At 57.4% G+C, this 24,943-nt stretch carries 23 protein-coding genes; 21 read left to right on the plus strand and 2 right to left on the minus strand.

Translation table 11 applies throughout. The annotated features are described in order from the left end of the window. Positions 1-91: 91 nt before the first annotated feature. Together IT084_RS01530 and IT084_RS01535 are read left to right on the plus strand one after the other, a co-directional pair. A complete protein-coding gene (locus IT084_RS01530; protein WP_195710460.1) occupies positions 92-901 on the plus strand; it encodes a Cof-type HAD-IIB family hydrolase in 810 nt (269 codons plus the stop codon). A gap of 4 nt (positions 902-905) precedes the next feature. Beyond that, positions 906-1,883, plus strand: a complete 978-nt coding sequence (locus IT084_RS01535; protein WP_195710462.1) for an ROK family protein — start codon at positions 906-908, stop codon at positions 1,881-1,883. Here IT084_RS01535 and IT084_RS01540 read toward each other — a convergent pair. Beyond that, positions 1,873-3,273 carry a glucose-6-phosphate isomerase gene (locus IT084_RS01540; RefSeq protein WP_195710464.1) on the minus strand — a complete coding sequence of 467 codons (1,401 nt, stop codon included), beginning with the start codon at positions 3,271-3,273 and terminating at the stop codon, positions 1,873-1,875. The genes IT084_RS01535 and IT084_RS01540 overlap by 11 nt on opposite strands. Before the next feature lie 515 nt (positions 3,274-3,788). Between IT084_RS01540 and IT084_RS01545 the strand changes: the two genes are divergently transcribed. The 16 genes from IT084_RS01545 (at position 3,789) to IT084_RS01620 (ending at position 22,984) form a co-directional block, all read left to right on the plus strand. Continuing rightward, positions 3,789-4,616 (plus strand): PHP domain-containing protein, encoded by an 828-nt coding sequence (locus tag IT084_RS01545; RefSeq protein ID WP_243276640.1) that lies wholly within the window; start codon positions 3,789-3,791, stop codon positions 4,614-4,616. A 158-nt stretch (positions 4,617-4,774) separates the two neighbouring features. Continuing rightward, entirely contained in the window at positions 4,775-5,641 is an 867-nt protein-coding gene (gene rapZ, locus IT084_RS01550) for an RNase adapter RapZ (RefSeq protein ID WP_195710466.1), read from the plus strand. A 47-nt stretch (positions 5,642-5,688) separates the two neighbouring features. After that, complete coding sequence (yvcK, locus tag IT084_RS01555) at positions 5,689-7,026, plus strand: gluconeogenesis factor YvcK family protein (RefSeq protein ID WP_243276641.1); 1,338 nt, start codon at positions 5,689-5,691, stop codon at positions 7,024-7,026. 66 nt (positions 7,027-7,092) lie between these two features. Next, a complete protein-coding gene (locus IT084_RS01560; protein ID WP_195710469.1) occupies positions 7,093-8,271 on the plus strand; it encodes a cysteine desulfurase family protein in 1,179 nt (392 codons plus the stop codon). Between the two features lie 175 nt (positions 8,272-8,446). Continuing rightward, positions 8,447-9,631: a tRNA uracil 4-sulfurtransferase ThiI gene (thiI, locus tag IT084_RS01565; RefSeq protein ID WP_195710470.1), complete on the plus strand. Its 1,185-nt coding sequence runs from the start codon at positions 8,447-8,449 to the stop codon at positions 9,629-9,631. A 6-nt stretch (positions 9,632-9,637) separates the two neighbouring features. After that, positions 9,638-10,615 carry a DNA-binding protein WhiA gene (whiA, locus tag IT084_RS01570; RefSeq protein WP_195710471.1) on the plus strand — a complete coding sequence of 326 codons (978 nt, stop codon included), beginning with the start codon at positions 9,638-9,640 and terminating at the stop codon, positions 10,613-10,615. After that, positions 10,612-11,118, plus strand: a complete 507-nt coding sequence (locus IT084_RS18465; protein WP_195710472.1) for an acyltransferase — start codon at positions 10,612-10,614, stop codon at positions 11,116-11,118. The genes whiA and IT084_RS18465 overlap by 4 nt, the downstream gene beginning before the upstream one ends. A 281-nt stretch (positions 11,119-11,399) precedes the next feature. Next, entirely contained in the window at positions 11,400-12,002 is a 603-nt protein-coding gene (locus IT084_RS01580) for a DUF1405 domain-containing protein (RefSeq protein ID WP_195710473.1), read from the plus strand. A gap of 112 nt (positions 12,003-12,114) precedes the next feature. After that, complete coding sequence (gene rpoN / locus IT084_RS01585; RefSeq protein WP_195710811.1) at positions 12,115-13,518, plus strand: RNA polymerase factor sigma-54; 1,404 nt, start codon at positions 12,115-12,117, stop codon at positions 13,516-13,518. A gap of 192 nt (positions 13,519-13,710) precedes the next feature. Continuing rightward, positions 13,711-14,745 (plus strand): type I glyceraldehyde-3-phosphate dehydrogenase, encoded by a 1,035-nt coding sequence (gene gap, locus IT084_RS01590; RefSeq protein WP_195710474.1) that lies wholly within the window; start codon positions 13,711-13,713, stop codon positions 14,743-14,745. Positions 14,746-14,867: 122 nt separating this feature from the next. Continuing rightward, the gene (locus IT084_RS01595) at positions 14,868-16,052 is read left to right on the plus strand and encodes a phosphoglycerate kinase (protein WP_195710475.1); all 1,185 of its coding nucleotides are present in this window, start codon (positions 14,868-14,870) and stop codon (positions 16,050-16,052) included. Positions 16,053-16,134: 82 nt separating this feature from the next. After that, positions 16,135-16,902: a triose-phosphate isomerase gene (gene tpiA, locus IT084_RS01600; RefSeq protein WP_195710476.1), complete on the plus strand. Its 768-nt coding sequence runs from the start codon at positions 16,135-16,137 to the stop codon at positions 16,900-16,902. A 170-nt stretch (positions 16,903-17,072) separates the two neighbouring features. Then, the gene (gene gpmI, locus IT084_RS01605) at positions 17,073-18,617 is read left to right on the plus strand and encodes a 2,3-bisphosphoglycerate-independent phosphoglycerate mutase (protein WP_195710478.1); all 1,545 of its coding nucleotides are present in this window, start codon (positions 17,073-17,075) and stop codon (positions 18,615-18,617) included. Positions 18,618-18,658: 41 nt separating this feature from the next. Then, complete coding sequence (gene eno / locus IT084_RS01610) at positions 18,659-19,945, plus strand: phosphopyruvate hydratase (protein ID WP_195710480.1); 1,287 nt, start codon at positions 18,659-18,661, stop codon at positions 19,943-19,945. Positions 19,946-20,428: 483 nt separating this feature from the next. Beyond that, complete coding sequence (gene secG / locus IT084_RS01615; RefSeq protein ID WP_313885404.1) at positions 20,429-20,662, plus strand: preprotein translocase subunit SecG; 234 nt, start codon at positions 20,429-20,431, stop codon at positions 20,660-20,662. A gap of 249 nt (positions 20,663-20,911) precedes the next feature. Next, positions 20,912-22,984: a sodium-translocating pyrophosphatase gene (locus IT084_RS01620; protein ID WP_195710813.1), complete on the plus strand. Its 2,073-nt coding sequence runs from the start codon at positions 20,912-20,914 to the stop codon at positions 22,982-22,984. A 179-nt stretch (positions 22,985-23,163) separates the two neighbouring features. Here the strand turns inward: IT084_RS01620 and IT084_RS01625 are convergent, their stop codons facing one another. Further along, the gene (locus IT084_RS01625; RefSeq protein ID WP_195710485.1) at positions 23,164-23,343 is read right to left on the minus strand and encodes a hypothetical protein; all 180 of its coding nucleotides are present in this window, start codon (positions 23,341-23,343) and stop codon (positions 23,164-23,166) included. Positions 23,344-23,501: 158 nt separating this feature from the next. Here IT084_RS01625 and IT084_RS01630 point away from each other — a divergent pair, with 158 nt between their 5' ends. From IT084_RS01630 to IT084_RS01640, 3 genes are all read left to right on the plus strand, one after another. Next, a complete protein-coding gene (locus IT084_RS01630) occupies positions 23,502-23,732 on the plus strand; it encodes a hypothetical protein (protein WP_195710487.1) in 231 nt (76 codons plus the stop codon). 199 nt (positions 23,733-23,931) lie between these two features. Continuing rightward, complete coding sequence (locus tag IT084_RS01635; protein ID WP_243276643.1) at positions 23,932-24,264, plus strand: PaaI family thioesterase; 333 nt, start codon at positions 23,932-23,934, stop codon at positions 24,262-24,264. A 22-nt stretch (positions 24,265-24,286) separates the two neighbouring features. Continuing rightward, the gene (locus tag IT084_RS01640; protein WP_195710489.1) at positions 24,287-24,838 is read left to right on the plus strand and encodes an HD domain-containing protein; all 552 of its coding nucleotides are present in this window, start codon (positions 24,287-24,289) and stop codon (positions 24,836-24,838) included. Positions 24,839-24,943: the final 105 nt, after the last annotated feature.

The following is a 24,943-nucleotide window of genomic DNA, read 5'->3' on the forward strand; positions in this document are numbered from 1 at the left end:
GTTACTCCGGCCGGGTTGTTATGCAAAATCTTGTGCCGGGGAAGGATTTTCCGGTTCACTTAATACCGGGTAACTGTTATGGAGGTATGTAATGAGTAAATATAAACTGCTGGCGGTTGACCTGGATGATACACTGCTCAATGCCGAACTAAGGGTGCCGGAGCGCTCCCGGCATGCCATCGGGGCGGCCCGGGAGGCCGGGGTGCGGGTGACCCTGGCCACGGGCCGGATGTTTCGTTCGGCGCTGCCCTTCGCCAGGGAACTGGGGGTGGAGGAATACCTGATCACCTACCAGGGTGCGCTGGTGCGGCACGCCGTCACCGGTGAAGTGCTGTTCCACCGGCCGGTGCCCCTGGAACTGGCGCTGGAGGTCATCGAATTTGTCAACCGGTATGGTTATCACATCAATATCTACCTGGACGATAATCTTTACGTGGCCAAACATACCAGGGAAAGCGAGCTTTACATCGCCATCTCCCGCACTCCCGTGGAAGCGGTGGGGGACCTGGCCGCGTTTTTAAAGGAGCGCGCCGGGAACCCCACCAAGGTGCTGGTGGTGGCGCGGGAACAATTGCTGGACGCGCTGGCCGAAGAGGCACGGCCGCGTTTCGGCGATCATTTGCATATCACCAAGTCCAAGCCCCACTTCCTGGAATTTTCCCATCCCCTGGCCAACAAGGGCGATGCCCTGGCGGCCATTGCCCGCCATTACGGGGTGGAGCGGGAGCAGGTGATCGCCGTGGGGGACAGCTACAACGACATCGAGATGATCGATTACGCCGGGCTGGGCGTGGTGGTGGGCAACGCCCGCCGGGAGATCAGGGACCGGGCCGATTATGTGTGCCGCTCCAACGAGGAGTGCGGGGTGGCCGAAGTGGTGGAAAAATTTATCCTGGGGTGATGGTATGAGCCGGGATCTGGTGGTGGGGGTGGACCTGGGCGGCACCAAAATTCTGACCGTGCTGGCCGGCATGGAGGGAGATGTGCTGGCGAGGGTCAAGGTGCCGACAGGGGCCGAGCTGGGGCAAGAGCATGTAATTGATAAAATCGTGGAAACGGTACAAGCGGCGCTGCTTGAGGCGGGGGCGCCCGCCGGTTCCGTCAAGGCCGTGGGGATGGGGGTTCCCGGCCCTGTAGATGCGGATAACGGGTTCATCCATTTTGCTCCCAACCTGGGGTGGCGCGATGTGCCCCTGGGGGAAATAATGCGCCGGCGGCTTGACCTGCCCGTGTACATGGACAATGACGCCAACCTGGCCGCGCTGGGCGAGCACAGGTATGGCGCGGGCCGCGGCGCGGCCGACATGGTCTACATAACCGTGAGCACCGGCGTGGGCGGGGGGCTCATCCTGGGCGGGCGGGTTTACCGCGGCGCGGGAGGCGGCGCCGGCGAAATCGGGCACGTTACCGTGGCGGAGGACGGTCCGGTGTGCCGCTGCGGCAACCGGGGCTGCCTGGAAGCGGTGGCCTCGGGGACGGCCATGGCCCGCCGGGCGGCCGCCCTGGTGGACGAGGGCCGCGGGGCGGGCATCCTGGCCGCCGCCGGGGGGGATAAAAACAAAATTTCCGCCAGGGCGGTGGCCCGGGCGGCCCGGGCGGGCGACGCCGCGGCGCTGGCAATACTGCGAGACGCCGGGCGTTACCTGGGCATCGCGGTGGCGGGACTGGTCAACCTGCTCAACCCCGCGGCGGTGGTGCTGGGCGGAGGGGTGATGGAGTCGGCCGGGCTGTTCTGGGAGCCCATGCTGGAGCGGGTGCAAAGGCGCTCGCTGCCGTCCTCCCTTGAAGCGGTGCGCATTGTCAGGGCCGCCCTGGGCGGTGAATCCGGCGCGATGGGGGCCGTGGCCCTGGCTATTGAACGTGCCTCGCCAGTCAAGGCCTGACCCCGAAAATTTTGCGTTCCCGGTTGTACTGTTCCACGGCTTGTTCGTATTCCGGGCGCAAGTGGCTGTAATCCTGTCTACCCATCAGGGAATAAGTGATGTTTTTGCCCTCCTCCACGCCGGGCTGGTCGTAAGGATTGATGTTCCACATTTTGGCCGTGAAGACCACCAGGGCCTCGTAGAAGTAAAACAGGGCGCCCAGAGACGTTTCGGAGATGTCCCTGACGGTGACGCGGTAGCAGGGGCGCCCCGCCCTGACCAGGCTCATTTCGGTGGACAGCTGTTCGATGAGCAGTTGTTCCTGCATGGTGTGCCCCGCAAAGTAAGCATACTCTTTTTCGGATGGAAACTCACCCGTCAAGGCAATGTCACCGGGCACGCTGTTGATGGTCACGAAACCAAAAACCTTGTCGCCGGGGCCTTCCTTATATAGCTGCAGGATGGAATGCTGGTCCGTGGCCCCCAGGCTGGCGACCGGCGTGGTGCCGGCATTGATCACCTCGCCCGCCAGGGACAGCCTTTTGCCCAGGCTTTCCGCCCAGAGCTGCACGAACCACAGGCCGAACTCGTACAACAGGTTGCTGTAGGTAAAAAGCACGTGGATGGACTTGCCCCGCGCGGCCAGTTCACCCAGGCAGGCGCCCAGGGCGAACAGGGCGTTTTGCTCCGGGGGAGTGTCAATGATATGCCGGTGGACCGCGGACGCCCCTTCCAACAGCTGCCGGCTGTCAATACCGGCGATTTCCGCGGGGAGGAAGCCCACCGAGGACAAAACGGAATACCTGCCCCCCAGGTCGCGGGGGATATGCAGCAGGTGGCAGCCCAGGTCCCTGGCGATGTGATTGATGCCGTTGTCGCCGGGGTCGCAGATGATGACGATGTCTTTGGGGTCGCCCCCCGCCGCCCTGTACTTATTGTAAAAATAGATGAACTGGGCCGCCGTTTCGGGCGTGGAACCGGATTTGCTGGTGTAGATTAACGCGGTCTTGCTCATGTCCACAAGGTTTGTCACCTGCCCGGTCACCACCGGGTCGATGTTGTCCAGGATAAACAGGCGCGGGTGATGATGTTTGGCCAGGTTGTAGAAGGGGCCCCTCAAAAACTGGTGCACGGCCCTGGCGCCCAGCGCCGAGCCGCCGATGCCCAGGAGCAATACGTTTTCGTATTTCTCCGCCAGCTTTCGGGCCAGCAATTTGATTTGCGGAATGGTGTTCGCTTCCCCGAAGGAAAGGGTAATGGGGGATTTACCATCCCTTAACGACGCTTGTACACCCGCGAATGCATCGCCATACCTGGCCGTCAGGTTATTGTAATCCTGTTCGGAAATGAAACCGGGCTCCCCCCGGCAGCTCAACAAATGCCCGACATCCACGTTGATTATTTCATGCATGTTCTCACGCCCCCCTAAAATATTTATCATTTAAGTTTGGCAATACCAAGGCAAATTTATTATCGTCCCTTTGCCGCAACCCGCCGTGACGCCCGGCAACCGGCCGGGGCGCTATGTAAATATACAACCCGACGCCAAATAATATTCCTTTTCCCGGCTGGTGAAATTATTAACTAATGCGGGTAAGAGGTTATTTATATTAGCCGGCGAATATTTTACTTGTTGCGAGCAAGATTATTCGGTAGAAGTGAAAAAAACGGGTTCACGGCCGCCCTGCGGGTATTTGCGGTGAAGTCACATTAAATTGATTGACTTTAACTTCAAAACCACCGGAGCGCCAGATACAAGTACCGGGTTTTTGCAGCAAAATCATTGATTTAATTATACTATATACATATTCTAATCCTTTTTACCATAAAGAAAAATTTTTACCAGAAGAAAAACCAGCAGGGTTTCCAAATCACCAGCAATGATGCAGTGTTTGAAATTTAAATCCAATACCAGAGGGAGCAGCGATGGTTATGGAATTTTTTGCCGACTGGCACACTCACACCAGTTACAGCGACGGCCGCGCCACGCCGGAAGAGATGGTGGCGGCGGCGGCCCGGCGCGGGCTGGCCGAGGTGGCCATTACCGACCACGGTCCCCGGGGCATGTTCATCGGCGTCAGGGATGCTGAAACGTACCTGGAAATCAAGAAATTAGCCGGGAAGCTCGGCGAAAAATACGGGGTGCGGGTGCTGGTGGGCGCCGAGGCCAATGTGACGGGCCTGGACGGGGGATTGGACGTGCCCCGGGAAATCACCGGGGAACTGGACATCCTGATTGCCGGCCTGCACCCCCAGGTCTGGTGCAGGCCCCTGCGGGAGACCCTGACCTGGATTCTGCCCAACCAGGTGGGGCGTTATATCAGCCGGGTACGGGACAGCATGCGCAACGCCAATACCACTGCGCTGGTGGCCGCCGTGCACAAAAACCCGCTTACATTTGTCAGCCACCCCGGTTTAATGATGGCGGTGGACCTGGACGAAGTGGCCCGCGCCTGCGCCGCGACCGGCTGCGCCATGGAAATAAACACAGGCCATCATTACGACCGGGACGGGGTGGTGCAGGCGGCGCTGCGTTGGGGAGCGCGCCTGGTGGTGAACAGCGACGCCCATTTTCCCGAAACCGTGGGGGACCTGGCTGCGGGCGCCGCCCTGCTGGACAAGTACAGTGTTCCGCCGGAACTGGTGCTGAACGCCGGGAAAACCGCTTCCAAAGCAGAGGTCGTACCAGGTGATAAGCAAAGCCGTGTATTTATACCGCCGGCTCGAACCCGTTCAAACGTAAGATTGATTTAACTGCAAAAACACCACAGCGGCAGGCGATCCGGCGGATTTCCGGAGTGAGTGGAACACTGGATGCGGTCTCTTAGCGGAATGGCGGATAAACAAATAAATATCCGGCGACCGACCACAGACCACCGGCGACCGGCGACCAAACAGGGAGGGATGGATTTATGCCGTCACGCATGGTAATCGTTACCGGACTTTCCGGGGCCGGTAAAACCCAGGCCATGCGCAGCCTGGAGGACCTGGGTTATTTTTGCGTGGACAACCTTCCGCCCACCCTGATACCAAAATTTGCCGAATTGTGTGCACAAACGGCCCGCCGCATTAATAATATAGCATTAGTGGTGGATATCCGGGGTGGGGAGTTTTTCCGGGACCTGTCGGAGGTGCTGGACGAACTGGAGCGGGGCGAAATAAATTTTGAAGTGTTGTTCCTGGAGGCATCGGATGATGTGCTGGTGCGGCGCTACAAAGAATCGCGCCGGCGCCATCCCCTCGGCACGCACGGCGAGGTGCTGCGGTACATCCGGGAGGAACGGGCGCTGCTGGAAGAAATCCGGGGCCGCTCCAACACCATCATCGATACTTCCAACCTGACCCCCCGGCAATTAAAGGAAAAACTGACTGATTTATTCGGCGGCGACGCAAATACGCCCCAGTTGTTGATTACTGTGATATCTTTCGGCTTTAAGCACGGGATCCCCCTGGACAGCGACCTGGTGATCGACGTGCGCTTTTTGCCGAACCCGTATTACGACCCGGTGATGCGTCCTCTGACGGGCAATGACCCGGCCGTTGAGGAATATGTCTTCCGCTCGCCGGTGACGACCGAATTTATGAAGAAATTCACCGACCTGGTGGAGTTTCTGATCCCTTGCTACATCAAGGAAGGCAAAACCACGCTGATGATCGCCATCGGGTGCACCGGCGGCATGCACCGCTCGGTGGCTCTGGCCAACCGCCTGGGTGAAATTTTGAAAAAAAAGGATTACCGGGTTACCGTGCGCCACCGGGATATCGGCAGGAGCAGTTAGCGGTTGGCCGCTGTCCTTGCCGCACACAGTTTGGGGGTGCTTGCGGAATGAAAATCAAGTGGTTGTACCCGGGCATGGGCGTGAAACGCTGGATTAGCCTGGCATTGCTGGGTATTCTGCTGGTGACCGCCGGCGGTATTCTGCTTGCCGGCTCGCTTTTTACAGCCGCCCGGGAATTGCTGGGAACATTTTATTACAGCATTATTGGCGGGTATTTTCTGTGGATCCCCGCCGCGCTGGTGATGCTGGCGGGCGCCGCCCTGGCGGTGTTCGGTTCGCTGCGGGCCTTCCGGGCGGTGGTGGCGCCCGTGATGCCGGGGGAGAACAGCCTGGTGGATATTATTTACGCCAACCGGTACCTGGAAAGAGGGCCGCGGGTGGTGGTGATCGGCGGCGGCACCGGAGCGCCGGTTTTGCTGAGAGGGCTCAAGGAATATACCGGCAACCTCACGGCCATTGTCACGGTGGCCGACGACGGCGGCAGTTCGGGCCGGCTGCGGGGGGACCTGGGCATACTCCCGCCGGGTGATGTCCGCAACTGCCTGGTGGCGCTGGCCCACCGCGAGCCGCTGATGGAGGAACTGCTGCAGTATCGCTTCCCTTCCGGAGAATTGAAGGGGCATAACATGGGCAACCTGCTGCTGGCTGCCCTGTGCGACGCCACCGGCGGCTTTGACCGGGCGGTGCGCAGCCTGAGCCGGGTGCTGGCGGTGCGCGGGCAAGTGCTGCCCGTAACCCTGGCCGACGTCCGGCTATGCGCTGAAATGGAAGATGGAACGGTGGTGCACGGTGAATCAAGGATTCCGGCCAGCGGCGGCAGGATTAAGCGCGTCTTTCTGGACCCGGGCGCTTGCCGGCCCACCGGGGAGGCGCTGGAAGCCATCCGTGAGGCCGACGCCATTATCATGGGGCCGGGCAGCATCTACACCAGCATACTGCCCAATTTGCTGGTGCCGGGTATTGCCGAGGCCATCGCCGGTTCCAGGGCCGTTAAAATCTACGTTTGTAATGTGATGACCCAGCCCGGTGAGACGGAAGGTTATACCGCTTCCCGCCACTTGCAGGCATTATTTGACCACGCCGGTAAAATAGTTGATTATATGATTGTCAACACCGGGACCATCCCGGGCAGGTTACTGACCCGTTACCGCAAGGAGGGGGCGGCGCCCGTGGAGGCCGATCTGGAGGCCATCCGGGACATGGGGGTAATCCCCGTGGCGGAAAAACTGGTGCAGGAGGGCGAACTGGTGCGGCACCACCCCGACAAGCTGGCCCGCCTGGTGATGCGGCTGATCGGCGACCGTCACCCGGACCGGGTGGTGTTGCTGAACAACTATCTCGCCCGGCGGCAGAACCAAAACGGGCGGGACAGCGCCATTTTATAATGATATATAATAAAACATGGGATAATATAGACTGGTTGGTAATTCGAAGGCGCATAAGGAGGATATATGGCGATCCGGGAAGTATATTTGGACAACAGCGCCACCACCCGGCCCTTGCCGGAAGTGGTCAGGGCCGTGGTGGACGCACTGGAAAACAATTACGGCAACCCGTCATCGTTGCACCGCAAGGGAGTTGAGGCCGGGCGGGTGGTGACCAGGGCCCGGGAGGCGGTGGCGGCCAGCCTGGGTGTCGCGCCGGCTGAAATTGTGTTTACCGGCGCGGGCAGCGAAGCCGTAAACCTGGCGATTAAGGGCGCGCGGCCCGGCAAGCGGGGCAGGCATGTCATCACCACCGCGGTGGAACACCACGCCGTTTTAAACGCCTGCGCGCAGCTCAAGGAACAGGGAATTGAAGTAACGGTGCTGCCGGTGGACGCCGCGGGCGTGGTGGATCCGGAGCGTCTGGCGGCGGAACTGCGGGACGATACCTACCTGGTATCAATAATGTATGTTAACAATGAAGTGGGGGCGGTGCAACCACTGGTTGAAATCGCCGCGGTGATCGGAGCAGCCCGCAAGGCCGGGCGACGGCTATTGTGGCATGTCGACGCGGTGCAGGCTTACGGTAAGCTGCCGCTGCGCCCCAGGGAGCTTGGGGTGGACCTGCTTTCGATCAGCGCCCACAAGGTGCACGGCCCCAAGGGCGTGGGGGCGCTGTACGTGGCGCCGCACACCCCGCTGCAGCCTCTGGTGGCCGGCGGGGGGCAGGAGTGGGGGCTGCGTTCGGGCACCGAGAATGTGCCCGGTATTGCCGGGTTCGGCGTGGCCGCGGAGATGATCGCCCGGGAGGGCCACCTCGCGGCGGATAGACTCCGGCCCCTGAAAAAGAGACTGGTGGAGGGAATTCTGGCGGCCGTGCCGGGAGCCGTGCTGAACGGGCCGGCGTGCGACAAGGAAAACCCCCGCTGCGCCCCGCATATCGCCAACATTTCTTTCCCCGGCCTGCGCGGGGAAATCCTGGTGCACTCCCTGGAAGGGCGGGGGATTTACGTTTCCACCGGTTCGGCCTGTTCCTCCGGGAAAAAGCCCGGCAGCCATGTGCTGCAGGCCATGGGGTTAAAGGAGGATGTAGTGGAGGGAGCCATCCGGTTCAGCCTGTCCATCACGAACACGGAAGAGGAAATCGATTACGCGGTGAAGAACACCGCGGCGGTGGTGGAAGAATTAAGAGCGCTGTACGGCTGATCGCGGCAGGTCTTTGCCTGTATCCGGCGCCATTGCCTTGGCGGTTTTCCCGCCAGGTGCCGGTGGTTTCCCCTGCGTCCGGAATGCTTCACGCCGGCGGGACTATGGTGCACCGGACGGATTGCCGCCGGCGAATACCGTCCACCGGCCACCGACGACGAATACGAGGTGAACCATGTACAATACATATTTAATCCGCTATGGAGAAATAGGGCTGAAGGGCAAAAACAGGCCTCAATTCGAGCGCCGTTTAATGGATAATATCAAGCGGGCCTTGAAAAAGGTGGGACCCGCCAGGGTGGAACGCGTCTACGGCCGCCTGGTGGTGGAAAGCGAGGCCGACCCGGCCCGGGTCCTGGAAAGGCTAAGCAGAGTGTTCGGCATCGTGGGCATCAGCCCGGTGCTCCGCCTGCCCCTGGACGAGGAGGCCATTTGCGCGGGCGCGCTGGAAGTTCTGCGGGACGCAGCCGGGCGCGTGCAGCCGCCCGCCGGATCGCCCCTTACTTTCAAAGTGGAGGCCAGGCGCTCCAACAAGGCGTTCCCCCGGACGTCGCCGGAACTGAACGGGCTGGTGGGCGGTTATTTGCTGAAAAATTACCCCGGCCTGAAGGTGGATGTGCATAATCCCCTGGTCAGGGTCGGGGTTGAAATCAGGGAGAAAAACGCTTTTGTTTATGCCGCCGAAGTGCCCGGCGCAGGCGGCCTGCCCGTGGGGGCGGCCGGCAAGGCGCTGCTGCTCATTTCAGGGGGCATAGACAGCCCCGTGGCCGGTTGGATGGCCATGAAGCGGGGCATTGAGATCGAAGCGGCGCATTTTTACAGCTTCCCCTTCACCGGGGAAAAGTCCCTGGAAAAGGTGCGCGATCTCTGCCGCGTTCTGGCGGGCTACACCGCCCGGATCAGGTTACACGTCGTGCATTTTACCGAGATTCAAAAAGAAATTCAAAAGCATTGTCCCGAGGAACTGCGGGTAACCATCATGCGGCGGATGATGTTCCGCCTGGCCGCCCGCATTGCCCGGCAACGGGGGGCGCTGGCCCTGGTGACGGGCGAAAGCGTGGGCCAGGTGGCCAGCCAGACCCTGGAGAGTATGCTGGTGATCAACCGGGTGGTGGACATCCCGGTGCTGCGCCCCCTGGTGGGCATGGACAAGCTGGAGATCATCCAGCGGGCACAGAACATCGGCACCTACGATCTTTCGATACTGCCCTACGAAGACTGCTGCACCCTGTTTTTGCCCAAGCACCCGGCCACCAGGCCCCGCCCGGATCAGGCGGAGCGGGCTGAAGAACCGCTGGCCGTGGAGGAGTTGCTGAACGGGGCCCTGGAGTGGACGGTTATGGAGGAAATAAGGGGGTGAGCCTCCTTGAGTTTTTCCCTGATCACCAAGAACGAACTGGCCCGTGTGGTGGGGCCGCGGCAGTGCTGCAAGCAAAGCGAGCTGGCCGCCCTGATTAAAATGGACGGCTCGCTCCAGATCAGCGGGCGCAAGGTTTCGCTAAATATCATCAATCAAAACGCGGCCGTGGCCCGGAAATTGTTCAAGCTGAGCAAGGAATTGTTCGGTGTTCGAACCGAGGTGCTGGTGCGGAAAAAGGTTCGCCTGCGCAAGAACAATGTTTACATGGTACGTATGCCGCCCCAGGACGGCCTTTTGGAGATGCTTGTAAAACTGGGTATATTGCGGGAAGACGGCTCGCTGCAGGAGGGGATGCCCCGTGACCTGCTGCGGAACGAGTGCTGCCGGAGAGCATACCTGCGCGGCGTGTTTTTGGGCGGCGGTTCGGTGAACAGCCCGGGCGGCACCTACCACATGGAGATTATCACCAGCAAGGAGCGGCTGGCGCACGACATCTGCCTCCTGCTGCAAAAGTTCGGGCTGCCGGCCAGGGCCAGCATCCGCAAAAACTGGTTTGTGGTCTACCTGAAAGAAAGCGAGCAAATCGTGGAGTGCCTGAACATCATGGGCGCTCACTCGGCCTTGCTGGAATTTGAGAATGCCAGGATTTACAAGGACATGCGCAATCGTGTCAACCGCCTGGTCAACTGCGAAACCGCCAACCTGAACAAAACCGTCAACGCGTCCCTGCGCCAGGCCGAGAATATCCGCCTCATCGCCCGACTGATCGGCATGGATAAACTGCCCCCGTCGTTGCGGGAAGTGGCCGAGTTGCGGATGAACTACCCCGACGCCAGTCTCAAGGAACTGGGTGAGATGACGGACCCCCCGCTGGGCAAATCGGGCGTGAACCACCGCCTGCGCAAGCTGGAAAGAATAGCGGATAAGCTGCGGTCGGGATCCGGAGCGGACCTGTCTGATATTACCGGGAGGGGGCCGGAATGAGAAAAATCAACCGTTACCCGGTCCGCGGTGCAGGCAATTCCATGCGGGGATGTTGCCGGCGGGCCGGTTATTTCCGGGTGGTGTTCAACTTTTTCATCATCGTGCTGTGCCGGTACCTGCCGTCGCTGCGCTTGAAAAACTTTTTCTACCGGCTGGTGGGCATCCGGGTGGGCCGTGGCGTGTCGGTGGGGTTGATGGCCATGATGGACATATTTTATCCCCAGTACATTTCCATTGGGGAAAACACAGTCATTGGTTATAATGTCACATTGCTGGCCCATGAATTTCTCGTGCCGGAATACCGTCTCGGCCCGGTGGAAATAGGGGCTAACGTGATGATCGGGGCCAATTCCACCGTGCTGCCCGGTGTGCGCATCGGGGACGGGGCGGTGATCGGCGCCGGGTCGCTGGTCAACCGGGATATCCCCCCGGGCGTTCTGGCCTGCGGCGTACCGGCAAGGGTGAAGAATAAAGTTGATTTAACTGCAAAAACATCACAGTAGCAGGCGATCCGGCGAATTTCTGGAGTGAGTGGAGCACTGGATGCGGTGCTTAGCCCGTCATATCCCAAGAGCCATGACCCCTTAGGGCGTGAAGAAGTAGATAGGCAGTAAGTTGCAAGCGTTAACTACTAGCTTCACCGGCCTCAAGAGTAAAATTGCGAAACGAACGGAAGAAATCGCCGGAGCGCCAGATAAAAGTATTGGTTTTTGCAGCGAAATCAAAGTTTGACCGGCTTGTATCGACCACCGACCACCGACGACCATTAAAGGAGGCACATCCTTTGCATATACTGGCTGAATTGCTGGCCGAGCTCTGGCACCGCCCATGGCGCTCCAGCCTGCTCTGGCCCATCATTATTATCAATATAGCCGGTTCCGTTTACGGCTTTTACTGGTATCGCGCCCAGCTGGCGGAAACTCCACGGTATCTGTGGCCCCTGGTGCCGGACAGCCCCCTTTCCACCACGCTGTTCGCCCTGGGCCTGCTGCTGGTGCTGGCCGGTCGCCGCCCGGGACTGGTTGTCGCTGTGGCCTGTGCCACCACCATCAAGTACGGTCTGTGGGCGGTAGGCGTAATCACTCATTACTGGGCGCTGGGCGGGCAGTTTACTTTTACCGAGGGGATGCTTTGGCTGTCGCACCTGGGCATGGCCCTGGAGGGATTTATTTTTTTGCGCAAGTCACCATTGCCGGCCCGGGCGGTGCCAGGCGCATTGCTTTGGATGGTGTTTAACGACTATATGGACTACGTCAGGGGGCTGCACCCTTACCTGTTCGCACCCGGCCAGGAGGGTTTCGCCTTTTGGCTGGCGGCCGGGCTGACCTTGCTGGCAATTTTTTCCCTGGTACGGGCCCGGATTAGTAATCATCCAACCGTTAACTGAATATATTGGATTTAAAAATAAAGGCAGGATTTTTGCAAGGGGTTGTAGAACTTATAAATTATAAATAAAAATAATTTTGTAAATTCATTTAAATTTGGAGGAATCTATGGCTATGCGCATGGGTTATGGACTGAACGTGATGCAGACCCAAAAATTAATTATGACCCCCGAATTGCGCCAGGCCATTGCTGTTCTGCAGTTATCATCCCTGGAATTGGGTATGTATATTGAACAGCAGCTTCAGGAAAACCCGTTGCTGGAAATAAGGGAGGAAGAACCCGGCCAGGGGGAAACCTGGGAACAGCCCGTCCAGGAAAATGACCGGGAAAGGGATTATGATATTGACTGGCAGGATTATTTCCATGACAGCAGCGATCTTGGCTTGCCCCGTTCGGAGGTGCGCAGGGAAAATGAGGACTTTGGCTACGAGCATTTTTTGACCCGCTCCCCCTCCTTGATGGAGCACCTGTTGTTTCAACTCAACCTGAGCAGGTGCAGTAAGCGCCAGCACGAAATCGCCGAGTATATTATCGGCAATATAGATGATAATGGTTACCTCAATTGTTCAATTGAAGAAATAGTCAAGCAACTTGATGCCGGACCCGGCGAGGTGATGGAGGCGCTGAAGGTTGTTCAGTCGCTGGATCCCCCGGGGGTGGGCGCACGCTCGCTGCAGGAGTGCCTGTTGCTGCAGTTGAACCACCTGGGTATCAATGATGAACTGGCAAACAACGTGGTGGCGGGGTACCTTGCGGATCTGGCCGACGGCAAATACAACCGGCTTGCTCAGCTGTTCGGTGTGCCGGTCCAGGAAATTCAGCGGGTGGCCGATCTGATTAAAACCCTGGACCCGAAACCGGGACGGAATTTCAGCGGAATTGGTGAAAACAGGTATATTACTCCGGATATTGTCTTGAACAAAGTGGATGACGAGTATGTAATCATCATCAACGATGTGACCGTGCCCCGGCTGACCATCAACAATACTTACCGTGCCGTGCTGAGCCAGGAAAAGAGCGATAATAAAACCAAGAAATTTGTGGAGCACAAGTTGAATGCGGCGGCCTGGCTGATTAAAAGCATCGAGCAGCGCCGCCTGACCCTGTACAAGGTGACCAAGTGTCTGGTTGATCTGCAGCGCGATTTTTTGGACCACGGGGTGAAATATCTAAAACCCCTCAACCTGAAAACGGTGGCGGATATGGTGGGATTGCACGAATCGACCGTATCCAGGGCCACCTCGAACAAGTATATCCAGACTCCCCAGGGCGTTTTTGAAATGAAGTACTTCTTTTCATCCGGCCTGAGCAACACCGGGGGATCAATGGTTTCAGCCGAAAGCATCAAGAAAACCATGCAGGAGATCCTGGATGCCGAGAACCCCAAAAACCCGCTGAACGACCAGCAGATCGCAGACATCTTTGCTCGCCGGGGGATTAAAATTTCCCGCCGCACGGTGGCCAAATACCGGGATGAACTGGGCATACCACCGATACGGAAGAGAAAGAGGTACTAACACCGGCGACCGGCCACCGGCGACCAAAAAAGAGGTATCGCTATTACAGCGAGTACCTCTTTTTTGTTGATATTAGATATAAATTGTATACAAAAAAGGAGGAAACAATTTGGAGATTGACGAATAGAGTATATCATAATTAAATAAATATTGCCTACTAAGGTATACTATTGAAAGGAGCGGGTAGTAATAATGGCGGTGCGAGTGGGGATTAACGGTTTCGGTAGAATAGGACGTCTTGTATTGCGGGTGGCGCTGCGCCGCCCCGGCATTGAAGTGGTGGCCGTTAATCACAAATCCCGTAGATTGCCGGTTAATGACGAGTTTGCCGGCAAACTGGCCATGACGTTGAAATATGACTCCATCCACGGCAGGATGGAGGAGGATATTCAAGGATATAACGATGTTATTACGGCAAACGGCAAGGAAATCAAAGTATATTCGGAAGCGGATCCCGCCGCGCTGCCCTGGGGCGACCTGGGCGTGGATGTCGTGGTGGAATCCACCGGCAAATTCAACAACCCGGATCAGGCTGCGGCCCACCTGAAAGCGGGAGCGAAAAAAGTGGTTATTACCGCGCCCGCCAAGGGAGGGGAGTGCCTGACGGTGGTGATGGGAGTCAACGAGGAGTTATATGACCCCGCCGTGCACCACGTGGTGAGCAACGCTTCCTGTACCACCAACTGCCTGGCGCCGGTGGCCAAAGTGCTGTTGAAGAATTTCGGTATCGTCAAGGGCCTGATGACCACCGTACATGCGGTAACCAACAACCAGCAAATCCTGGATATGCCCAGCAAGGATATCCGCCGCGGGCGCGCCGCCACCATGTCCATTATCCCCACGACCACCGGTGCGGCCAAAGCGGTGGGGCTGGTGCTGCCCGAGTTGCAGGGCAAGTTGAACGGTATGGCCATGCGGGTGCCCACACTGAATGTGTCCGTGGTGGACCTGGTGGCCCAATTGGAGAAAAAAGTAACCAGGGATGAAGTGAACGCGGCCCTGAAGGATGCATCTGAAGGGGAACTTGAGGGTATACTGGCATACAGTGAACTACCGCTGGTTTCCGCGGATTACAATGGCGACCCCCATTCTTCCATTGTGGATGCCCTTTCCACCATGGTTATGGGCGACGATATGGTTAAAGTGCTGGCCTGGTACGATAACGAGTGGGGTTACTCCAACCGGGTGATGGATTTGGTTGAATACATGGCCCGGAAAGGTTTTTAATTTTTCCGCAGGGAAGTTCCCATCTGTGAAGGCGGGGATGAAAGACGCTTCACAATAATAATTTAAATGCTATAATAGTTACTGTATGAATTTTTACCAGATATCTCTTGGAGGGGGATTATATGCCCAAAAAAACCGTGAAGGACATTGACGTGGCCGGCAAACGGGTGCTGGTGCGGGTTGATTTCAACGTGCCTCTGGACCGGGAAGGCAAAGTGGCCGACGACACCAGGATCGTGGCGGCCCTGCCCACCATCAAATATCTTGTCGACGAGAAGGCCAGGGTGATTTTAATGTCGCACCTGGGCCGGCCCAAGGGCAAGGTGGACGAGAGGTACAGGATGGCTCCGGTGGCCGAGCGCCTTAAGCAGTTGCTGGATGCCCCGGTGCGCTACGTGGACGACTGCACCGGGGAAAAAGCGCAGCGGGCGGTGGAAGCTCTGGCCGGCGGCGAGGTGCTGCTCCTGGAAAACGTCCGTTTCTACCCCGAAGAGGAGAAAAACGAGGAAAAGTTTGCCCGCAGGCTTGCGGAACTGGGGGATATCTATGTTAATGACGCTTTTGGTGCGGCCCACAGGGCTCATGCTTCCACCGAGGGCGTGGCGGAATTTCTACCGGCGGTGGCCGGTTTTCTGATGGAAAAGGAAATCAGCATGTTGAGCCGGGTATTGACCGCACCGGCCAAACCTTTTGTGGCCATTATCGGCGGCGCCAAGGTTTCCGACAAGATTGCCGTAATCGATAATTTATTGCAAAAAGTTGACGCATTGCTGATCGGCGGGGGGATGGCCAACACCTTCCTGAAGGCCGAGGGCATCGAGGTAGGCAAATCCCTGCTGGAAGCCGACAAGGTGGACATGGCCGGGGGGCTTGTGCAAAAAGCCAGGGCCAGGGGCGTGGAGCTGTTGCTGCCCGTGGACGTGGTGGTGGCCCCGGCCGCGTCTCCGGATGCCCAGTCCAAGGTGGTGCCCGTGGGCGAAATTCCGGAGGAATTTATGGCCCTGGATATCGGACCGCAAACGGTGCAAAATTTTGCGGCTCGCATCAAGGACGCCGCCACCGTGGTGTGGAACGGTCCCATGGGCGTGTTTGAAATGGAACCCTTTGCCGGCGGAACCGTGGCCGTGGCCCGGGCGCTGGCCGAAAGCAACGCCGTCACCGTGATCGGCGGCGGGGATTCGGCCGCCGCGGTGAAAAAGGCCGGGGTGGCGGATAAGATTACCCATATTTCCACCGGTGGAGGCGCCTCCCTGGAATTCCTCGAGGGCAAGGAGTTGCCCGGCGTGGCGGCGCTTCAGGATAAATAGCTTTTGTTTTGGACACTTTCGGGAAACACCGTTAAATATAACTCCCTAAGATATACTTTGATTTACGGGGTGAGTTTGGTTTATGCGCAAGCCCATCATAGCGGGGAACTGGAAAATGTACAAGACCGTCGGCGAGGCGGTCAATTTTGTTGCCGCTTTCAAGGAAAAAACGGCCGGAGTGTCCGGGGTGGAAATGGTCCTGTGCCCGCCCTTCACGGCGCTGGCTGCGGTGGCCCAACGGCTGGCCGGCTCGGGTATCGAACTGGGTGCCCAGAATATGCACTGGCAACCCGAGGGTGCCTACACCGGCGAGATTGCGCCGGGCATGTTAAGGGAAATTGGCTGCAAGTACGTGATCCTGGGCCACTCCGAGCGCCGGCAATATTTCGGCGAAACGGACGAGCTGGTGAATAAAAAGGTGAAAGCCGCGCTGGAGCACGGTTTGACGCCCATCGTGTGCGTGGGCGAACGGCTGGAGGAACGGGAGTCCGGCCAAACGGAAGCGGTGGTGCGCCGGCAGGTGGAGGGCGCGCTGGCGGGGCTGGCGTCGCGGCAGGTCGCCGGGCTGGTGGTGGCCTACGAGCCTGTTTGGGCCATCGGCACCGGGCGCACGGCGTCGGCGGAGGACGCCCAGCAGGTGAACGCGTTCATTCGCAGCATCCTGCGGCGACTTTTCGGTGACGACGCCGCGGACGCGGTGCGCATTCAGTACGGGGGCAGCGTCAAGCCCGGCAACGCCGCGGGGCTAATGGCCCAGCCCGACATCGACGGGGCTCTGGTGGGCGGCGCCAGCCTGGACGCCGCAAGCTTTGCGGAAATTGTGAAGAATTCGGCACCGGCGGAAGAGTGACAAACCGCCGGAGCGCCAAATACGAGTACCGGGTAAAATTTTAAGAATAGAATAGAATGCTATAAAGCAAGCAAGATTTGCGAAGTAAGAGAAAAACACGGTAACGCCTGGTGCAAGCCCGGGCGAGAATATTAACTTTGATACAAACAGCTTTAAGAGGAGGAACTGTTTTGGCTTCTGAAAAACGGCCCCTGGTGCTGGTTATTTTAGACGGCTGGGGTCTGAGCGAAAAAGAGGAAGGAAACGCCATAGCCATGGCCCGGACGCCCAACATGGACGGGCTTTGGGCCCGCTATCCCCACACCGTGCTGGGCACCTCCGGCGAGGATGTGGGCCTGCCCGAAGGTCAGATGGGCAACTCGGAAGTGGGTCACCTGAACATGGGCGCCGGGCGGGTCGTCTACCAGGAATTGACACGGATTTCCCGCGCCATCAAAGAAAGGACTTTCTTCGACAACCCGGTGCTATTGGAAGCGGTGGAAAAAGCCCGGGAAAACCGGTCCGCCCTGCACCTGATGGGGCTTTTGTCCGACGGCGGCGTGCACAGCCACATCAACCACTTGTATGCTCTGCTGGATCTGGCCAGGGACCAGGGGCTGACCCGCGTTTTCGTCCACGCCTTCCTGGACGGGCGGGACGTGCCCCCGGCCAACGCGAAAGAGTATATCGTTCCCCTGGAGGAACGCATGGAAAAGATGGAATGCGGCCGGATAGCCACGGTGATGGGGCGCTACTACGCCATGGACCGGGACCGGCGCTGGGAACGCACGAGGGAAGCGTACCTGGCCATGGTCAGGGGCGAAGGGATCCGGGTTCCATCGGCCCTGGCGGCGGTGGAGCAGGCCTACGGGCGGGAGGAAACCGATGAATTTGTCAAGCCGTCCGTGGTGGTGGACGGGCGGGGCAATCCTGTCGGCAAGGTGTCCGGCGGCGATGTGATGATCTTTTTTAACTTCCGGCCGGACCGGGCCAGGCAGATCACCCGGGCCTTTGTGGATGAACAATTCGACGGTTTTGAGCGGCCCGAGGACCATCCCCGGGTGCACTTCGTCTGCATGACCCAGTATGACAAGACCATCCAGGCGCCCGTGGCTTTTCGGCCCCAGGTGCTGGTGAACACGCTGGGCGAGGTGCTCAGCTACCGCAATTTAAGGCAGCTGCGCCTGGCCGAAACCGAAAAATACGCCCACGTCACCTTCTTCTTCAACGGCGGCGTGGAGCAACCCAACCGGGGCGAGGACCGGGTGCTGATTCCGTCACCGAAAGTGGCCACCTATGACCTGCAGCCCGAAATGAGTGCCAATGAAGTAACGGATGCCTTAATCAACAAACTGCGGGAAAGGGTTTACGACGTGGTGATCATGAACTATGCCAACCCGGACATGGTGGGACATACGGGAGATTTCCGGGCGGCGGTCAAAGCCGTGGAAACAGTGGACCGGTGTGTGGGCCGGGTTGTTGGGGCCGTGCGGGAAGCAGGCGGCATAGCGATTATCACCGCCGACCACGGCAATGCGGAAACAATGCGGGACGAGGCGGGGGAACCGCACACCGCGCACACCACCGACCCGGTGCCCTTTATCCTGGTCAGCGACCGGCATCTTGGCGTAAAGCTGCATCCCGGCACTTTACAAGATGTTGCGCCCACCATGTTGGACCTGCTGGGGATTGAGAAACCGCCCGAAATGACGGGGCGGAGTCTCATTGAACGGTAAAAGATAGCAATTTAAATTCCATTTTGTGAGGAGGTTTGACCATGTCAACAACTATTGTTGATATTACAGCCAGGGAAATTCTTGACTCCAGGGGTAATCCCACTGTCGAGGTGGACGTGCTGTTGGAGGACGGCACCCTCGGGAGGGCGGCGGTTCCTTCAGGGGCTTCCACCGGTGCCTACGAGGCGGTGGAGTTGAGGGACGGTGACCCTGCCCGCTACAAGGGGAAAGGGGTACTTAAAGCGGTGGAAAACGTCAACGAGCAGATCGCGCCGGAAATTGTCGGTTTCGATGCCCTGGACCAGGTGGGGGTCGACCTGACCATGATCGATCTGGACGGCACCCCAAATAAGGGCAAGCTGGGCGCCAATGCCATTCTGGGCGTTTCCATGGCCGTGGCCCGGGCCGCCGCAACTTCGCTGGGAATGCCCTTGTACCGCTACCTGGGGGGTGCCGGGGCCAGGTTGCTGCCCGTGCCCATGATGAACATCCTGAACGGCGGCAAGCACGCCGACAACAACGTGGATATCCAGGAATTCATGGTTATGCCGGTGGGGGCGCAGGATTTTGCCGGGGCGCTGCGCATGGGCGCGGAGGTTTTTCACACCTTGAAGGGAGTGCTGAAACAAAAGGGCATGAGCACCTCGGTGGGCGACGAAGGCGGGTTTGCCCCCAATTTGGGCTCGAACGAGGAGGCGCTGGCGGTACTGGTTGAAGCCATTGAAGCCGCCGGCTACCGTCCCGGGGAGGATGTGGCCCTGGCGATTGACGCGGCATCGACGGAATTTTACAAGGACGGCAAGTATGTGCTGGCCGGGGAGGGCATTTCCTATACAGCGGCCGAGATGGTTGATTGCTACACCCGGTTGGTGGAGAAGTACCCCATCATTTCCATTGAGGACGGCCTGGCCGAAGATGACTGGGAAGGCTGGAAACTGTTGACCCGGCGCCTGGGTAACAAGGTGCAGCTTGTGGGGGACGACCTGTTTGTCACCAATACCGAGCGTCTGGCTCGCGGAATCGAGTCGGGGGTGGCCAACTCCATTTTAATCAAGCTGAACCAGATCGGCACCATCACTGAAACCCTGGAGGCGATTGAAATGGCCAAACAGGCCGGTTACACCGCGGTGGTGTCGCACCGCTCCGGGGAAACCGAGGACGCCACCATCGCCGACTTTGTCGTGGCTGTGAATGCAGGTCAGATCAAAACCGGCGCTCCATCCCGCACCGACCGGGTGGCCAAGTACAACCAGTTGCTGCGGGTTGAGGAGGAACTGGCGGGAACGGCGCTGTTCAAGGGGCGCAAGGTGTTCTATAACTTGCGGTAATTGGACCGGGCGTTCACCGTTTCCAGGTGCGCATTTACCTGTAAGATAATGTGCCCCGGCGGCTTTTTGCTTTGCTTTTGTGTTGGTGATTTTGCTGCAAAAACCGGTACTTGAATCTGGCGATCCGGCAGTTTCCTCCGTTTGTTTCGCAATTTTACTTTTATGGCTGGAGCAACTTTAGTTAACGCTTGCAACATACTGCCCAACTACTTCTTCACGCCGCTAAGGGGTCATGGTTTGGGGATATGACGGGCTAGGGACCGCATCCAGTGCTCCACTCACTCCGGAAATCCGCCGGATCGCCTGTAGCTGCGATGTTTTTGCAGTTGAATCAAATTTTTATACTTGCGTAGTTGCGAATAATCCCTTGCTGGAATTGTTTTCTCCGGCGCCTGCTTACTGCGGTGCCCGGCGACTAATAAATACTTGCTTTCTCCGCCCAGGTATATTAAAATGTCTTTAATCAATGAGGAGGAGAATAACGTGGTTGGCAAAATAATCTTAACAATATTACATGTATTACTCTGCTTGGGGCTTATCGCCGTAATACTATTGCAATCGGGAAGAAGCGCCGGGCTGTCCGGGGCAATAGCGGGCGGTGCGGAAACTTTCTTCGGCAAGAAAAAAGGCCTGGATGAGTTCTTAAGCAAAATAACGGTGTACGTGGCCATCGCCTTTGCTGCAACGTCGTTGATACTTGTAATATTATCAAGGTAAAATCCGGGCCAGCCCGGATTTTTTGTTCGCCAAAATTTAATCCCGGCATAATAAATTTCGCTGTTTTTAGTAATGATTGAAGAATTGTCAATTTTTACTCCCTGTGCTATAATTTTTTTGGACATGTAGGGTGAGGAGGTGAATTTCAAACCTTTGATGTAGCATGTAAGGGAGTATGGAGTTGCTTGTGAAAAAACTATTTTTTGGGGAAGAGGAGGGTAAAATTAAGTGGAACAACAGTGGATCAGTATGGCGTATTACGCCGCCGGGGCCGGCGCTCTGGCGCTGCTGTTCGCCCTGTTCACCATGTCCCAGGTGCTCAAGGAAAGCATGGGCACGCCCAAAATGAAGCAGCTTTCCGAGGCCGTCCAAGAGGGTGCCATGGCGTACATGAATCGCCAGTATAAAACGCTTGCTCCTTTTGCAATCGTAGTTTTCATTATATTATGGGCTCTCCAGTATGTTATTGAAGTTCCCGAGGGCGGGCACCTGCCCGTAGGTCCCGCATCCGCCATTTCCTTCCTGGTCGGTGCTATCTGCTCCGCCATTGCCGGTTACCTGGGCATGAACAGTACCACCAAATCAAACGCCCGTACCGCCGAGGCCGCCCGCAGCCACGGCCTGGGCAAGGCCCTGCAGGTTTCCTTCCGCGCCGGCGCTGTAATGGGTCTTTCCGTTGCCGGCCTGGGCTTGCTGGGTGTTTCCGTTCTGTATATCATCTTTAAAAGCCCGCTGATCATCAACAGCTTTGCTTTCGGCGCTTCCATGATCGCATTCTTCGCCAGGGTCGGCGGTGGTATCTATACCAAGGCTGCCGACGTGGGCGCCGACCTGGTGGGTAAGGTTGAAGCCGGTATTCCGGAAGACGACCCGCGCAACCCCGCCACCATCGCGGACAACGTCGGTGACAACGTCGGTGACACCGCCGGTATGGGCGCCGACCTGTTCGAGTCCTATGCGGCCACCACCATTGCCGCCATGCTGATCGGCAACACGCTGTTCGGTTTCCCGGGCGTTGTGTTCCCGATGCTGGTCGGCGCAGCCGGTATCGTCGCCGCTATTCTGGGCACCTTTACCGTGCGCACCGGTGAAGGCGGCAACCCGCAGGCTGCTTTGAACGTCGGCCTGTGGACCACCAATATTTTGACTGCTATCGGCACCTGGTTTATTGCCAAGGCGATCTTTGCGGACCCGAGCTTCGGTAACGTTTCCACCGGTATCTTTATGGCTGTTTTGGCCGGTCTCATTGTTAACGTGGCCGTGGGTTACCTCACCGAGTACTACACATCCAACTTGAGACCCCCGGCGATCAAGATTGCCGAGGCTTCCAAGTCCGGTCCGGCCACCAACGTCATTCACGGCCTGGCTGTAGGTATGGAATCCACCTTCATCCCCATGCTGGTGTTTGCCGGTGCCATTTACTTCGCGTTCTGGGCCGTATCGGCCAACGCTCCGGAAGGACAGGGCGCCATGTGGGCCATTTACGGTATTGCCATGGCCGCCATGGGTATGCTCTCCACCGCCGGTATGGTTGTGGCCATGGACTCCTTCGGTCCTGTGGCTGACAACGCCGGTGGTATCGCTGAAATGGCTGAACTGCCTCCGGAAGTGCGTGAGAGAACCGACAAGCTGGATGCCGTGGGTAACACCACTGCGGCTATCGCCAAAGGTTTCGCCATCGGTTCCGCCGCTCTGACCGCCCTGGCGCTGTTCAGCGCTTACGTTGACGGAGTCAAGCACAAGTTCGGACTGGATGAGTTTATCGTCAACCTGACCGAGCCCATGGTTCTGGTAGGTGTGTTCATTGGCGGCGCGGTACCGTTCCTGGTTGGCGCCCGCACCATGCGCGCCGTGGGTGAAGCCGCGTTCGGCATGGTGGAAGAAGTTCGCCGCCAGTTCCGGGAAATCCCCGGGATCATGGAAGGTACCGGCAAACCCGATTATGCCCGCTGCGTGGACATCGCCACCAAGGCGGCCATCGGCAAGATGATCTTCCCCGGCATTATCGCCGTTGTAGTGCCTCCTCTGGTGGGCTTCCTGCTCGGTGCCAAGGCCCTGGCCGGATTCCTGGGCGGCCTGACCACCGTGGGCGTGCTGCTGGCCCTGTTCCTGGCCAACGCCGGCGGCGCCTGGGACAACGCCAAGAAATACATTGAGGCCGGTAACCTGGGCGGCAAGAAGAGCGAGCCGCACAAGGCCGCCGTCATCGGTGACACTGTAGGTGACCCCTGTAAGGACACCTCCGGTCCGGCCATGAACCCGCTGATCAAGGTAGCGGGAACCATTTCCCTGATCCTTGGTCCCCTGCTCACCAGGCTGTAAAGAAAAAAAGCCGGGTATAACAACCCGGCTTTTTTTCTTTACAGCCTGGGGTCAGGCCTGTCGTAACTGTAATAACTATATAATCAATATATTTGGATAATTTCAATTGAGTCTTTATCGCTATCTATCGCCAACAGTTAGTTTGCGAAAATCAAACAGATAACTTATTTACAAAACTGTTATTTTCCGCTGAAAGCCGGGGAAAACATCGCCAGCGCGGCGGCGACCATCAACAGGGTGAGGGTGATTATACGCCATACGCGCACGCCCTTGCCTTTAACTTTCGCTTTACTCATGGGGATCAAGCTGGCGGCAAAAATAAACGCCAGAATTGCCACGGCTAGTTGTAACTTATTCACCTCTTTAACCTCCCGGCAAATATTATTCGTTCTATTTTGTTTATTATAAACGCCCGGGGTTTTAAAGGCCAGCCCTTGTTTACTTGCTCTCAAGCGGCGCATATTATTGCCGCCCCGGGGCAATATTTAAACTAAACACGGTACAGGGAGGGGTATTTTTGGATTACAGCGATCCCGCACAGCGGTATAAAAAGGGCATGAATTTCAGTGAGAAGACAAATTTTGCTTATGAGCTGGAACGGGAGGTTGTTCAAAATAAAAAGGAACTGGCTGAGATTAAGCGGACCGGTGGTGAACCCGGTCGAATTAAGGAACTGGAGGACCGGATTAGCAAAAGAGAAAAATTGCTGCAACAGGTCCAGGAAGACATCCACGGTGTTGAAGTTTAACCGGCTGAAGGCCGGTTTTTCATGTTTTTCGATAATGCAGGTATTAACCACTTATAGGTAACCCTTGCCATAATGGGTTATAATATGTAAAAATAGAGTCCGGGGGTGAATGCATCTGTTTAATAACACCGGAAAAGGTAACCATATGTGTTTTGGCTGCAGTGATAAGAACCCCATTGGGCTCAAGCTGAGATTTGTCATGGAAGGCGACATTTGTCGCACTGAATTTACCGCGGGAGAAGAGCACCAGGGTTGGAACGGGTACATGCACGGGGGCCTGATTGCCGCCCTTCTGGATGAAACTATGGCCTGGTGGCTCTGGTTTAAAGGGATTTCCGTTATGACCGCTGAAATGACCACCAGGTACAGCCTGGGGGTGCCGGTGAAAACTAAAATCACGGTAGAATCCTGGTGTGAGGAAGAAAAAAGGAACAGGCTTTTTTTAATGGCCGGCCGGATTGTTCTGCCTGGTGGCAAAACTGCCGTTAACGCCAGGGCCAAGTTTTTAAAAATTGACCCGGCGCAAATATAAACATTTAACGTGGAGGTTGACTATGACCAGGGACCAAGCATACGAATTGTTAAAGAAACATTTAAAGACAAAAAATCTAATTAAACACTCGCTGGCCGTGGAAGCGGTAATGCGCCGCCTGGCCCGGCACTTTGGCGAGGATGAGGAAAAATGGGGGTTGGCCGGCCTGCTGCACGATATCGATTACGATCGTACCAAAGACGATCCCCTGCGGCACAGCCTGGAAGGAGCCGAGCTCCTGGCTGAGTTGGGGCTACCCGAAGATGTGGTTTATGCGGTAAAGGTGCACAATGAAGCACACGGCTTACCACGAAAATCGCTAATGGATAAAGCCCTGTATTCCACTGACCCGTTGACCGGTTTAATCGTGGCCGCAGCACTAATTAAGCCGGAGAAAAAGCTCTCCGCCATCGACGTGGAATTTCTCCTGAAAAAGTTCGGTGAAAAGTCTTTTGCCCGGGGTGCCAACAGGGAAATCATCACATCATGCACGGAAATGGGCCTCGAACTGGAACAATTCCTCGGCCTGGGCTTGGAAGCCATGCAAGGCATTGCGGGAGAGATGGGCCTGTAACCTATTGACAAATAAATTGTTAGTGATATAATTATACAATGCCAACCTTGTTATAATGCTTACCAAAAGCCCTCTCCTTATTACAGGTAGCAGGGCTTTGATTGT

Source organism: Desulfallas sp. Bu1-1 (assembly GCF_015594625.1).
In the GTDB taxonomy this organism is placed as follows: Bacteria; Bacillota; Desulfotomaculia; order Desulfotomaculales; family Desulfallaceae; genus JADNRQ01.

Bases quoted from the DNA above. Each gene is read 5' to 3' on its own strand.
- IT084_RS01535 (WP_195710462.1), top strand. From the start codon at position 906: ATGAGCCGGGATCTGGTGGTGGGGGTGGACCTGGGCGGCACCAAAATT.
- IT084_RS01640 (WP_195710489.1), top strand. From the start codon at position 24,287: ATGACCAGGGACCAAGCATACGAATTGTTAAAGAAACATTTAAAGACA.
- IT084_RS18465 (WP_195710472.1), top strand. From the start codon at position 10,612: ATGAGAAAAATCAACCGTTACCCGGTCCGCGGTGCAGGCAATTCCATG.
- rpoN (WP_195710811.1), top strand. From the start codon at position 12,115: ATGCGCATGGGTTATGGACTGAACGTGATGCAGACCCAAAAATTAATT.
- IT084_RS01540 (WP_195710464.1), bottom strand. From the start codon at position 3,273: ATGCATGAAATAATCAACGTGGATGTCGGGCATTTGTTGAGCTGCCGG.
- eno (WP_195710480.1), top strand. From the start codon at position 18,659: ATGTCAACAACTATTGTTGATATTACAGCCAGGGAAATTCTTGACTCC.
- IT084_RS01530 (WP_195710460.1), top strand. From the start codon at position 92: ATGAGTAAATATAAACTGCTGGCGGTTGACCTGGATGATACACTGCTC.
- IT084_RS01635 (WP_243276643.1), top strand. From the start codon at position 23,932: ATGGAAGGCGACATTTGTCGCACTGAATTTACCGCGGGAGAAGAGCAC.
- IT084_RS01620 (WP_195710813.1), top strand. From the start codon at position 20,912: ATGGCGTATTACGCCGCCGGGGCCGGCGCTCTGGCGCTGCTGTTCGCC.
- tpiA (WP_195710476.1), top strand. From the start codon at position 16,135: ATGCGCAAGCCCATCATAGCGGGGAACTGGAAAATGTACAAGACCGTC.
- IT084_RS01545 (WP_243276640.1), top strand. From the start codon at position 3,789: ATGGTTATGGAATTTTTTGCCGACTGGCACACTCACACCAGTTACAGC.
- thiI (WP_195710470.1), top strand. From the start codon at position 8,447: ATGTACAATACATATTTAATCCGCTATGGAGAAATAGGGCTGAAGGGC.
- IT084_RS01595 (WP_195710475.1), top strand. From the start codon at position 14,868: ATGCCCAAAAAAACCGTGAAGGACATTGACGTGGCCGGCAAACGGGTG.
- IT084_RS01560 (WP_195710469.1), top strand. From the start codon at position 7,093: ATGGCGATCCGGGAAGTATATTTGGACAACAGCGCCACCACCCGGCCC.
- gap (WP_195710474.1), top strand. From the start codon at position 13,711: ATGGCGGTGCGAGTGGGGATTAACGGTTTCGGTAGAATAGGACGTCTT.
- rapZ (WP_195710466.1), top strand. From the start codon at position 4,775: ATGCCGTCACGCATGGTAATCGTTACCGGACTTTCCGGGGCCGGTAAA.
- yvcK (WP_243276641.1), top strand. From the start codon at position 5,689: ATGAAAATCAAGTGGTTGTACCCGGGCATGGGCGTGAAACGCTGGATT.